General features: G+C 73.3%; 12 protein-coding genes and 1 pseudogene. 7 read left to right on the top strand and 6 right to left on the bottom strand.

Going from position 1 to position 11,829, the window contains the following annotated elements; translation table 11 throughout:
- Together ACWDZ4_RS32950 and ACWDZ4_RS32945 are read right to left on the bottom strand one after the other, a co-directional pair.
- On the bottom strand, window positions 1-3,028 hold a 3,028-nt coding region (locus ACWDZ4_RS32950), incomplete at its 3' end, for an nSTAND1 domain-containing NTPase (protein ID WP_451512059.1).
- 112 nt (window positions 3,029-3,140) lie between these two features.
- Entirely contained in the window at window positions 3,141-4,442 is a 1,302-nt protein-coding gene (locus tag ACWDZ4_RS32945) for an MFS transporter (protein ID WP_451512058.1), read from the bottom strand.
- A 71-nt stretch (window positions 4,443-4,513) separates the two neighbouring features.
- Here ACWDZ4_RS32945 and ACWDZ4_RS32940 point away from each other — a divergent pair, with 71 nt between their 5' ends.
- A complete protein-coding gene (locus tag ACWDZ4_RS32940) occupies window positions 4,514-5,533 on the top strand; it encodes a GlxA family transcriptional regulator (protein ID WP_451512057.1) in 1,020 nt (339 codons plus the stop codon).
- A gap of 54 nt (window positions 5,534-5,587) precedes the next feature.
- Window positions 5,588-5,926, top strand: coding sequence for a type B 50S ribosomal protein L31 (locus tag ACWDZ4_RS32935; RefSeq protein ID WP_451512056.1), 339 nt, complete (start codon window positions 5,588-5,590; stop codon window positions 5,924-5,926).
- 7 nt (window positions 5,927-5,933) lie between these two features.
- On the opposite strand, the gene ACWDZ4_RS32930 is transcribed toward ACWDZ4_RS32935, so the two are convergent.
- Window positions 5,934-6,242: a hypothetical protein gene (locus ACWDZ4_RS32930; RefSeq protein WP_451512055.1), complete on the bottom strand. Its 309-nt coding sequence runs from the start codon at window positions 6,240-6,242 to the stop codon at window positions 5,934-5,936.
- A 206-nt stretch (window positions 6,243-6,448) separates the two neighbouring features.
- On the opposite strand from ACWDZ4_RS32930, the gene ACWDZ4_RS32925 reads away from it, so the two are divergent.
- Entirely contained in the window at window positions 6,449-6,649 is a 201-nt protein-coding gene (locus ACWDZ4_RS32925; protein ID WP_451512054.1) for a hypothetical protein, read from the top strand.
- Between the two features lie 124 nt (window positions 6,650-6,773).
- Here ACWDZ4_RS32925 and ACWDZ4_RS32920 read toward each other — a convergent pair whose 3' ends face one another.
- The 3 genes from ACWDZ4_RS32920 to ACWDZ4_RS32910 all read right to left on the bottom strand — a co-directional run bounded on the left by ACWDZ4_RS32920 (window position 6,774) and on the right by ACWDZ4_RS32910 (window position 9,974).
- Window positions 6,774-7,199: a CBS domain-containing protein gene (locus tag ACWDZ4_RS32920; protein ID WP_451512053.1), complete on the bottom strand. Its 426-nt coding sequence runs from the start codon at window positions 7,197-7,199 to the stop codon at window positions 6,774-6,776.
- A 163-nt stretch (window positions 7,200-7,362) separates the two neighbouring features.
- Window positions 7,363-8,379, bottom strand: a complete 1,017-nt coding sequence (locus tag ACWDZ4_RS32915; protein ID WP_451512052.1) for an iron-containing redox enzyme family protein — start codon at window positions 8,377-8,379, stop codon at window positions 7,363-7,365.
- A complete protein-coding gene (locus ACWDZ4_RS32910; protein WP_451512051.1) occupies window positions 8,376-9,974 on the bottom strand; it encodes an FAD-dependent oxidoreductase in 1,599 nt (532 codons plus the stop codon). Before ACWDZ4_RS32910 ends, ACWDZ4_RS32915 begins: the two co-directional genes overlap by 4 nt.
- Window positions 9,975-10,032: 58 nt before the next feature.
- Between ACWDZ4_RS32910 and ACWDZ4_RS32905 the strand changes: the two genes are divergently transcribed.
- The 4 genes and pseudogenes from ACWDZ4_RS32905 to ACWDZ4_RS32890 form a co-directional block, all read left to right on the top strand.
- Window positions 10,033-10,683 (top strand): HemK2/MTQ2 family protein methyltransferase, encoded by a 651-nt coding sequence (locus tag ACWDZ4_RS32905; protein ID WP_451512050.1) that lies wholly within the window; start codon window positions 10,033-10,035, stop codon window positions 10,681-10,683.
- Window positions 10,667-10,867 (top strand): annotated as a pseudogene (locus ACWDZ4_RS32900) (CDGSH iron-sulfur domain-containing protein); the annotation flags it as partial. The gene ACWDZ4_RS32905 and the pseudogene ACWDZ4_RS32900, both read left to right, overlap by 17 nt.
- A 99-nt stretch (window positions 10,868-10,966) precedes the next feature.
- Window positions 10,967-11,383 (top strand): CBS domain-containing protein, encoded by a 417-nt coding sequence (locus ACWDZ4_RS32895; protein ID WP_451512081.1) that lies wholly within the window; start codon window positions 10,967-10,969, stop codon window positions 11,381-11,383.
- A gap of 2 nt (window positions 11,384-11,385) precedes the next feature.
- Window positions 11,386-11,829 (top strand): DUF72 domain-containing protein (locus ACWDZ4_RS32890; protein WP_451512049.1); only part of this gene is annotated, 444 nt, incomplete at its 3' end.

Here is an 11,829-nt window from a genome sequence, read left to right as displayed (position 1 = left end):
AGGCGACGCCGAAGACGGAGCCGGTGTGGCCGGTGAGGGTGGTGAGGAGTGTGCGGCGGCGTACGTCCCACAGCTTGACCGTACGGTCCGCGCTCGCCGACGCCAGCAGCCGCCCGTCCGGCGAGAGCGCCGACTGCCAGGCCTCGGCGAAGGGACGCGCGGTGAGCGCCGCCCGGTCCAGGTCCCACAGCACCACCGACCGGTCGAAGCCCGCCGTGGCCACCACATGGCCGCCGCTGACGGCGGCCCCCAGGACGTAATCGGTGTGTCCGGCCAGCGTGGCGGTCACCCGGTGGCTCGCGGTGTCCCACACCTTCGCTGTGCCGTCCCCGCAGGCGCTCACGACGGTGGTCCCGTCCGCGCCGTACGCCACCGCGTTGACGTCGTCACTGTGCCCGGTGAGCGTGGCCCGGATCCGGAGGCGGCGTACGTCCCAGAGCTTGACCGTGCGGTCCGCGCCGCCCGAAGCGACGCTGTCCCCGTCGGGGCCGAAGGCCACCCCCAGCACGCCGTCGCTGTGCCCCCGCAGCGTCGACCTCGGCGTCGCCCGCACCGGCCGGCCGGCCACGTCCCAGAGCCTGACCGTGCGGTCCGCGCCGCCCGACACGACGCTGCGCCCGTCGGCGCTGAAGGCGACCCCGTGCACCTCGTCCCCGTGGCCCCGCAGCGTCGCCCGCACCTGCCGGCGCTCCACGTCCCACAGGCGCACCGTGCGGTCCGCTCCGCCCGACACCAGGCTCCGCCCGCCCGGGCCGAAGGCGACCGACCGTACGGCGCCGCCGTGGCCCAGCAGCGTCCCGGCCGGCCGGCGGTCCGCCACGCTCCACAGGCGCACCGTCCCGTCGGAGCCCGCCGACGCGAGCAGCCGCCCGTCGGGACTGAACGCCACGGCGATCACCGGGCCGCCGTGGCCCGTGAGCGTGTCCACGGGGCTGCGGTGGCCCGTCCCTGCCCACAGCCGCACCGCGCCGTCCGAACCGGCCGACGCCAGCAGCTTGTCGTCGGGGCTGAACGCCACGCCGTTGACCGGTCCCGTGTGCCCGCCGAGCCGGCCCGCGAAGTACCGCGCCTGCGTGCTGAGCAGCGCGCCGCGCGCCTCGGTGGTCGGCGCGGTGCGGTACGCCTCGGCCGCCAGCCGCATCGATGCCTCGGGCTGCCCGGACGCCAGGGCGCCGGACCGTACCGCCATCGCCTGGGACTGGGCGACACGGCGCTCGTCGAAGGCCCGGGACCGCTGGTGGAACGCCGCTGTGCCCGCGAGGAGCGCCAGGACCAGCAGCGCCGTCAGCAGCGCCAGCAGCCTGCGGTGGGTGCGGGCCCGGCGCCGCTCGGCCTGCTGCCTGTTCACCTCCTCCGCCCGGCAGACGTCGAGGAACTCGGCTTCCTGCGGCGTGAGTTCGGCCCTCCGGCCGGTACGGTCCGCCCATTCCCGTGCGGCGGCGAGCCGCGTCCCCCGGTAGAGGAGCCCGGCATCGCGCCCCTCGCGCACCCACTCGGCGGCGGCCTCGGCCAGCTGCTGGTGCACGAGCAGCCCGGCCCGGTCGGCGCCGATCCACCCGCGCAGCCGGGGCCAGGCGCGCAGCAGCGCCTCGTGGGCGATCTCCACCGCGTCGCTGTCGACGGTGACGAGCCGGGCCCGTACGAACGCGTCGAGCGCCGCCTCCACCCCGCGCCGGTCGGGCAGTTGTGTGAGCAGCCCCTCGCGGCTCGCCCTGCGCCGGGTCACCGCGTCGCCGTCCCCGCCCCCGGCGGAACCGCCGTCCCCGGCGCCGACCTGGACCAGCCGCACGAGCACCCGCCGCGCCATCTCCTGCTCGGCGGGGAGCAGCCGGGTGAACACGTCTTCGGCCGTCCGCGCGACCGCCCCGTGGATGCCGCCCGTCGTCTCGTACCCCGCGACGGTCAGTGTGCGGTCCGTACGCTGCTGCCAGGTGACCAGCAGCGCGTGGGCGAGCAGGGGCAGCGCGCCGGGGGAGGCGGGTGCGAGATCGTCCCGGCCGCCCCGGCCGGTGCCCCCGGACCCCACGTCGCGCAGCAACAGCCCGACCAGGCCCGGTTCCAGGGAAAGTCCCGCGCGTTCGGCCGGCCGCGTGATGGACTCGCGCAGTTCGGCGCCGGTCATCGGGCCGAGTGCGAACAGGCCGTGCGAGAAGACGGACGCCAGTTCCGGGTGGTCGAGGCACCGGCCGCTGAAGTCGGCCCGTACGCCCAGCACCACGACGCCCGGCGGCCGGCCGGTGTCCCCCTCGGCGGGGGTGGCGAGAGCGCAGAGCGCCGAGACGAAGGCGCGCTGCTCCGCCTCGTCCGCGCACAGCGTGAACGTCTCCTCGAACTGGTCCACCAGCAGCACCAGCCGCCGTCCCGGACCTGCTGCCAGCAGAGGCCGTACGGCGTCGGCGAGCCGCCGGGGCCGCGCCCGCAGCGACTGGGGGCCGATCCCGGGCTCCGCCCCCAGTGCCTCGGCCACGCACCGCAGCAGCTCCTTGAGCGGATGCGCGGTCGGCGTGCACACCACCACCGGCCAGCCGCCCGACCCCTCGACCGGCAGTGCGCCGCGCCGCAGCGCCGGCACCAGACCGGCCCGCAGCAGCGAAGACTTCCCCGCCCCCGACGACGCGACCACGGCGAGCGGTCCGCTGTCGGTCCGTTCGGCGAGCCGCCCGACCAGCTCGGCCGTCGCCCGCTCCCGCCCGAAGAACCACTGCGCGTGCTCGGGTCCGAAGGCCGCGAGACCCCGGTACGGGCATACGGGGCCGTCCGGGCCGGGCAGGCCGGTCGGCGTCGCCGTCGGCCGCCGCGCGGACGGTACGCCGGCCGCCAGCCGCACCAGGCGGCCGCCCGCGCCCAGCGCCTCGTCGCAGCGCCTGGCGACATCGGGCGTCGGCGGCTTGCCACCGTTCTCGATCTTGCTCAGATAGCCCTTGCTGTAGTGGATCGTCCGGGCCAGCGCCGTGAGCGAGATGCCTCGCTCGCTCCGCAGACGCCGTAGTTCTTCCCCGAAGGAGCATGCGCCCCGAACCCCGTCCATGCGGGGCACCGTACAGGCCCCTTACGGTCAGTTTCCTTACTCCGTAAGGCTTTTGCCTGAATCCTGGCCGCCGTGGCTTGCGCACCCCGCGGGCGGGGTAGGGGCCGGATCCTCACGCCGCCGCCCGCGGTCGCACGACCATCAGCGCCAGCGGCGCGCCCGCCCCGCACAGCGCGCCGACGCCCAGCCACAGCGGATCGTACGAACCGAACGCGTCCCGGGCCGCGCCGCCCGCGAACGCGGCCAGCCCGGCGCCCAGTTGGTGCGCCGCCCCGGTCCAGCCGAACACGATCGCGCTGTCCTCGCCGTACAGCTCCCGGCACAGCGCGAGCGTCGGCGGCACCGTGGCGACGTCGAGCAGCCCGAAGAGGACGACGAACGCGACCAGGGGCGCCCCGGCCTCCGCCGTGAGCAGCAGGGGCAGGGCGAGCAGGGTGAGGCCGCGCAGCGCGTAGTACGCGGCGAGCAGGCGCCGCGGATCCAGGCGGTCGGTCAGCCAGCCCGACGCGACGGTTCCCGCGACGTTGAAGACGCCGATCGCCGCGAGCAGCGACGAGGCGACCGTGGCGGGCATTCCGTGGTCGTGCGCCGCCGGGGTGAAGTGCGTCCACATGACGCCGTTCGTCGACGCGCCGCAGATCGCGAACGTTCCCGCGAGCAGCCAGAACGGGCCGGTGCGCGCGGACCGCGCGAGCACGCGAACGGTCCGCCGCGCCGCCCCGGGAACGGGCGCGGGCCGTTCCCGGGAAGCGCGCGCGGTGTGCTCCGAGGCCCCGTACGGCCGTAGTCCGACATCCTTCGGACTGTTACGCAGCAGCAGGAGTACGAGCGGCAGGGCCGCCAGAGCCGCCACGACGAGCGTCACGGCCGCGGCGCGCCACAGGTACCGCTCGACGGTCCAGGACAGCAGCGGCAGGAACGCGAACTGCCCGAACACGCCGGCCGCGGTGAGCACACCGGTGACCAGCCCCCGGCGGCGTACGAACCAACGGTCGGTCACGGTCGCGGCGAACGCCGTCGCCATCGATCCGCAGCCCGTGCCGACGAGGACGCCCCAGGAGAGCACGAACTGCCAGGGCTCGGTCATCACCGTGGTGCACAGCGCGCCCGCCGCGACGGCCGCCAGCGCGCCGCCCACGACCCGGCGCATTCCGAAGCGGTCCATCAGCGCGGCCGCGAACGGCGCGGTCAGGCCGTACAGCACCATGTTCACGGACGCGCCGAGCCCGATCGTGGAGCGCGACCAGCCGAACTCCCGGTGGAGCGGGCCGACGAGCAGCCCCGCCATGGTGGTGAAGGCCCCGGCCGCGACGATCGCGACGGCGGCGACCGCGGCGACCAGCCAGGCCCGGTGCACCCGTGCCCGTGCCCGCGGCCGTTCGTACGGACTTTCCGTGAGTCGGATCTGAACCATGCGTCCGACCCTGCGCCACTGGTCCGGCCCGGACCAGTGGCGAGATCGCCATGGTGTGAAAGAATCTCGCCATGACAGCGTTCCGGAGCCCGGGAAACCCGCACCGTGTCGCCGTCCTGGTGCGCGACGGGCTGCTCACCATGGAACTGGGCATCGTCCACCGGCTGTTCAGACAGGCCGTCTCGTCCGGCGGCGAGCCCCTCTACGAGGTCCTGACCTGCACACCGGAGCCCGGTGACGTCCGCACGGACGCCGACGTCACCGTCCGGGTCGCGCACGGTACGGACATCCTCGCCGAGGCCGACACCGTGATCGTCCCGGCCTCCGACGAGGACTACACGCCCCGCGCCGCACCCCGCCTGCCGCCCGGTCTGGCGGAGGCGATCGCCCGGATCCGCCCCGGCGCGCGCATCGCCTCCATCTGCACCGGTTCCTTCGTCCTCGCGGCGGCCGGACTGCTCGACGGCAAGCGGGCCACGACGCACTGGCGCTCCGCCGCCGACCTCCAACGGCTCCACCCGGACGTGCGCGTCGACCCCGGTGTGCTCTACACCGACGAGGGCGGCGTGCTCACGGCCGCCGGCGTCGCCTCCGGCATCGACCTGTGCCTGCACATGATCCGAGCCGACCACGGCTCACGGGTGGCCAACGAGGTGGCCCGCGGCACGGTCGTCCCGCCGCATCGCGACGGCGGCCAGGCGCAGTACATCCCGCGCCCCGTCACCGCCGCGCACCGGTCCTCCACGGAGCCCGCCCGCACCTGGGCGCTGGCGCACCTGGACCGTCCCATCACCCTGCGCGAGCTCGCCGACCGCGCCGCGATGAGCACCCGCACCTTCTCCCGCCGCTTCTGCGAGGAGGCCGGGCAGACACCGCTCCAGTGGCTCACCGGACAGCGCGTCGACCGCGCCCGCCACCTGCTGGAGGAGACGGACCTGCCGGTCGACCGGGTGGCGGCGGCGGTCGGCTTCGGCACCGCGGTGTCGCTGCGCCAGCATCTGCACGCCGCGCTGGGCGTCTCGCCGAGCGCCTACCGCGCCACCTTCAGGGGCGTGGCGGCGACGGATGCCGACGGGCGCCGTCCGGCTTAGCCTGGGAAGGCCCGTACGGCACATACGCCCGTACAACGAGGCAAGGAGCCAGATGTGAAGCCGGACGCCAGCATCTCCTACCACGAGGTGGTCTTCAGGGACCGGGCCGCGGGATACGCGTTCCTCACCCGGTCGACGGCCACCAGCGAGAACACCATCGAGTGGGACGACGGCAGTACGTACCCCGTCGTCGATGTCGAGATCTCCTCGGAGAGCCACCCGTTCTACACCGGCAGGGCCCGGACGGTGGATACGGAGGGGCGGATCGCACAGTTCGAGCGGCGGTTCGGGCAGGGCGAGCAGGACGGGAAGGGGGAGCAGGGCGGGCAGGACAGGAATGTCGGGCAGGACGGCCGGGGCGGTCCGGCCGGCCGGGGCCAGTTGCCCGGCTAGCCGACGGCTACATGTCTTCCAGCCCCTCGTCGAGCACTTCGAGCTCGTTGTCCAGGCCCTTGAGCTCGTCGTCCTCCTCGTCCTCCTCCGGAGCGTCCGGATCGATGTCCGGTTCCTCCTCGGAGAGAAGCTGGTCCAGTGACTCGCCCCGACGCGCCTCTTCCGCGGTGTTGCCGAAGAATTCCGCGGGCGACCAGTGCTCGGGCGGCGCTATGCCCGCGTCGAGCGGGTCGTACTCCAGGTCGTCGCTCTCGAGCGTGTCCTGTGCGTCCAGGACGCCGTCGTCCTCGGGAGGAACCACGTTGTCTTCGCTCATGTGTCCCGCTCCGTGCCTCGTCCGGCCCGATGGTGCTGCCCATGATGCCCACGCTGCCGCAGGCGGGCGCCCCCCGCATCCGGAACGGAGGCGCGGCACAGGGAACACCACGGCACAGGGAACACAGGGACGAGGGATGTTCCCCGAATGCGGTCCGGGTACGCGGGAACCAGAATGCCGACTGATCGACGAAACAAGGAGGCGGTATGAGCGAGGAATCCGTTTCGAAGCTGGACCCGTCGGGGGTGACCCCCGACAGGCTGCTGCACACCGGTGCCACCGACGACGTCACGCCCGAGGACCTGGTGCTCTCCTCCGGGCGAGACGTGACTCCGGAGACGCTGGAGTGGGCGCGGCGCCGGCTGGAGAAGGAGGGCCGCTCGGCGCTCGACACACAGCTTCCTTAGCTGCTGCCGCGACAGCACACCCGCACTCACGCACTCCGCCCCGCACAGACCGTTCTGTGCGGGGCGGAGTGCGTGGTGCCGGCGCGGTGCGGCGAGCTGTGTGCCGGGGCTGTGCGCGGTCCTCTCAGCGCCTCGCGCAGACACGGATGACGAACGCGGCGAACTGGTCGGCGGGCAGGGCACGCGCCAGGTCCGCCTCGCTGATCACACCGGCCGGTCTGCCGTTCTCCAGAATCACCAGCCGGCGGATGCGCGCCTCGCTCATCACCCGTACGGCTTCGTAGGCGTCGACGGTCGCCTCGACCGCCACGGGGGCGCCCTCCGCGAGATCGCCCGCCGTGACCTGCGTGGGATCGCCGCCCGCGGCGATGCACTTCACGATGATGTCGCGGTCGGTGACGATGCCGATGAGTTCGTTGCTGCTTTCGCTGCGCTTCACGGGAAGCGCGCCGATGCGGTGGGCGCGCATCATCTTGGCCGCGCGGTTGAGCGTGTCGGTTGCCAGGATGCATCGGACGCCAGGGGTCATCAGGTCACGGACAGCGGTCATGGGAGTCCTCCGAGGTGTGCGTATGCGCCACCGCCATGCTGGACGTCCCCTGACTTGTAGGCGAGCGGTTGAGGGCGTATGGGTGACCGTGCGTGAACGTGGCACACCACACCTCGCAGGACGCCGCACCCCGGCCGGACCTCAGTCGGACCTCAGCAGGGCCTCACCGGGACGGCGCCGGGCGGCCGATGTCCGGCGCGCCGGGCCGCAGCGAACTGCGGCCCGCCCGCCAGGCGCCCAGCACATGCTCCTCCCAGCGCGACTCCAGCAGTACGCTCGCCCGGATCCCGAACGCCACGTCCCCGGCCAGTTCCGGCTCCCTGGCCAGCAGGTCCCCGATCACATCGTGGCGCATCACCTGTTCGTGCACGGCGTCCGCCTCGATGTGCTCGGTGAAGAAACGCGTGCACTCCTCGCCCGCGCCCAGCCGCTCCAGAGCCTTCGCCATCCGGCGCGCGCCGGGCGGCGAGGTGATCTCCAGCGTGGCGAAGTTCCCGACCATCGCGCCGCGCAGCGCACGGTGCAGACCGAAGAGCGACATCACGTTGACGGTGGCGAGGGTGACGGCGGGCGCGAACTCCAGATACCGGCCGTAGCTCGCGTCCAGTCCCGCGCCCTCCATCAGGTCGGCGAACAGCCGGGCGTGCACCCGCTCGCCGCGGCCGCCGCCGAACTCGTCGAACTCGACCGCCACCAGCGACGCCTTGGCCTGCCCCTCCAGCCGGGGGATCACCCAGGCCTGCGGGTCGGACTCCTTCAGCTGGTAGAGCGAACGGTGGGCCAGGTACTCACGCATCTGCTCCCAGGTGCCGTCGTGCATCAGGTGGTGGGAGGCTCCGTCGCCCTCGACCGGCTCGACGAGCAGGGCGTCCAGTTCCGCTGTCACGTCGTCGCCGCCCGGTGCCGCCGCGCGCAGCGCGCCCAGGAAGGCGTCCTCCATGGCACCGCGGAGCCGCAGCAGGTCCAGGTCCCACTCCTGGGAATCGGAGACGCCCCGGAACCCCCGGTAGTGCGGCTCGTACGCCGTGTAGAGCGCCAGCTGGAGATCGTCCCCGAACGGATCCGCGGAAGCGGCCTCCTCCAGCGGCAGACCGCCGGGCGGGGGAGACCCGAGCAGTATGTCCCGTACGGCACCCGACAGGGGCCCGCGCGAGGGGGGCAGTTCAGCGGTGGTGGTCATGCGTCGTCACCCTTGCCGTTCTTGGCGTGGTCCTTCTCGTCGTTTTCGTCGTTCGCGTCCTTCTCGCCCTCGAAGTCCTCGACCTTCTCCAGAGGGCGTACGGCGGGACCCTGGAGCACCTCGCCGCCGATCCCGAACCGGGAGCCGTGGCACGGACACTCCCAGGCGCGTTCGGCGTCGTTGAACCGCACGATGCAGCCCATGTGCGTGCACCGGGCCGACAGCGCGTGCAGCTCGCCCGCGTCGTCGCGGTGGACCGCCAGCTGACGGGCGCCGCTGCGCACCACCGCGCCCTCACCCGGCGCGATCGCCGAGGCGGGCCCGCCGCCCGCAACGAACGGCAGCCGGTCGCCCACGAAGTGCCCGGCCGCCGCGGCCTGGAACCGCAGCAGTGACGGAGCCTCCTTCAGCGGCTGGAGGCGCACCGGGTCGTACAGATCCGCCCAGGGCAGCTTCTGCCCGGTGATCCGTGCGGCGAGCAGTTTGCCCGACATCACGCCGCCGGCCATGCCCCAGCCGTTGAAGCCCGCCGCCACGAAGGTGTGACGCGCGCGCGGATGCAGCGCGCCCACGAAGGGGACACCGTCCGTCGGCTCGTTGTCCTGGGCGGCCCAGCGGTGGGTGAGCCGCACGTCCGGGAAGCGCTCCGTGGTCCACCGCTCCAGCCGCTCGTACCGTTCACCCACACGGCCCGCTCCCGGGGTGAACTTCTCACCCGTGACGATGAGCAGCCGCTGTCCCTCGCCGTACGGAGCGGTCCGCACCGAACGCGTCGTTCCCTCGGGCGTCAGATACATGCCTCCCGGGTCCTGCGCGGCCGGGATGACGCCGGCCACCACCAGCTCGCGGTGCGGCTTCAGCCGCGCGAAGAGGAGCGACCGGTCGAAGACCGGGTAGTGCGTGGCGACCACGACATCGCGGGCCGTGACCGTGCGCCCGTCCTCCGTCGTCAGCCGGCACGGCTCGCCTTCCTCCAGCCCGACGACCCTGGACTCCTCGAAGATCTGCCCGCCGCGCCCCTCCAGGTCGGCGAGGAGGGCGTACAGGTACTTGCGCGGATGGAACTGGGCCTGTTCCTCCACGCGCACCGCGCCCGCGACGGGGAACGGCAGTCCGGTCTCCTCCACGTACGACGCGGGCAGCCCGGCCTCGCGCGCGGCCTGTGCCTCCTCCTCGACCGTACGGGCCTCCTTGGCCGTCTCGGCGTACGTGAACGCCGGAACGCGCTCCAGTTCGCAGTCGATCCCGAGTTCGTCGCACACGGCCACCACGTGACCGATGGCGTCCTGCTGCGAGCGGGCGTACAACGCGGCGCCCTGGGCCCCGCGGGTGCTGCGCAACCGCTGGTAGACCGTCCCGTGCAGGGCGGAGAGCTTGGCCGTGGTGTGGCCGGTCACTCCGGCGGCGACCCGGTTCGCCTCCAGCAGCGCGACCGACCTCCCGGCCCGGACGAGCTCCCAGGCCGTACAGATCCCGGCGATACCCGCGCCGATCACCGCCACGTCCACGTCCAGACCTTCGGGCGGGCGGGGGCGCGCAGCGGTGTCGCCGTACTCCATCCAGTACGAACCGGGGCGGACGGGAACATCACTCATGTGCAGCTCCTTCTGGCAGGGCCGTTACGACCAGGGGTTTTCGAGGTACCCGCGTCTCATGCGCCTACTCAGACCACCTGGTGTCTATGCCCCACTGGAAGACACCGAACTGCTCGCACGGACCGCCCGTGAGGAACCGCGGATGCTCGGTGCCGACGTGCTCGACGTCGGCACCGGCACGGGCGCCCTCGCCCTGGTGGCCGCCGAATCCGGGGCGGCCAGCGTCACCGCCACCGACCTGTCGCGCAGAGCCGTTCTCGCGGCCCGGCTGAACGCCCGGCTGCGAGGACATCCGATCCATGTCCGCCGCGGTGACCTGCTGAGCACGGTGGCGAAGCAGAGCTTCGACGTGATCCTTTCGAATCCGCCGTACGTCGCCTCCCCCGGCGGCGTACCGGCGAAGAGCGCCGACCTCACCTGGTGGGCGGGTGCGGACGGACGCGCGGTGCTGGACCGGCTGTGCGTGCAGGCGCCGCCCCTGCTGAGGCCGGACGGCGTACTGCTGGTGGTGCATTCGGCGCTGTGCGGCGTCGGCGCGACCGTGGACGCCCTGACCGCCCAGGGGCTGCGGGCCGGGCCCGTCGCCCACGAGACAGTGCCGTACGGGCCGGTGATGCGCCGGCACGCCGCATGGCTGGAGGCCCGGGGCCTGGTGGACCCGGGCGAGACGAAAGAGGAACTGGTGGTCATCCGTGCCTGGCGCAGCTGAGAGTGGAACCCCCCGGGCGCAGGACGACCGCGCCGTCCGGCGGGTCGTCGTCGACCCGCAGGGCCCGGTGCTGATCGAGGGCCCCGTCGAAATCACTCTGCCGGACGGTACGACCGCCCGCTCCGACCGGTTCACGGTGGCCGTGTGCACCTGCCGGCGCAGCCGCCGCTACCCCTGGTGCGACACCAGCCACCGCCGCAAGGCGAATGCCCGGCCCGCTACCGGGTATCCGGCCGGCTCCGGTGAACGGACAGCCGGTTCCGCATCCGCGACAGGAGGAACGATGACGACCGCACGCCAGATCATGTCCAAGGGCACGGAGTGCGTGGGCGAGCAGGAGACTCTGGCGGACGCCGCCCGGACGATGGCGCGGCTCGGCGTGGGCGCCCTGCCCGTCTGCGGCACCGGAGAAAAGCTCAAGGGCATGCTGACCGACCGCGACATCGTGGTGCGGGCGCTCGGAACGGGCAAGGACCCGGGCACGACGAAAGCCTCCGAACTGGCCCAGGGCGAAGTGGTGTTCGTCCGGGCGGACGACGACGTCGACCAGGTGCTCCGCACGATGACGCGGCACAAGGTGCGCAGGCTCCCGGTGATCGACGACCACCGGCTGGTCGGCATGATCGCCCAGGCCGACGTCGCCAGGGCGCTGCCCGCACCACAAGTCGGTGACCTCCTGGAGGCCCTGTCCACGGACTGATCATGGGCGACATTCTGGTGGGCACCTGCTCGTGGACCGATCCCGCGCTGGTCTCCAGCGGCTGGTACCCGCAGGGCGCCAGGGGAGCCGAGGGGCGGCTGCGGCACTACGCCTCCCGGTTCCCCGTGGTGGAGGCCGACAGCACGTTCTACGCCCTGCCTTCCGAGCGCGTCAGCGCCCTGTGGGCCGAGCGCACCCCCGAGGGCTTCCTCTTCGACGTGAAGGCGTTCGCCCTCCTCACCGGGCACGGCGCCCGGGTGGGCGCGCTTCCGGCCGACCTGCGCCCGGCGGGCCTGGCCCCGACGGCGTGGGTACGGAAGTCCCAGCTGCCCCCGGAAGCGGTGACGCGGCTGTGGCAGCGGTTCACGGCCGGCGTCGCGCCCGACCTACCCGCCCTCCGGACGCCCCGGTTCCTCCTCGGCTCGGGGCGGCAAGCTCAGCCTCCC

It is taken from the genome of Streptomyces sp. NPDC003016, from assembly GCF_053591455.1.
Note: the sequence above shows the minus strand (reverse complement) of the source record. Positions and strands in the feature narration are given on the sequence as shown.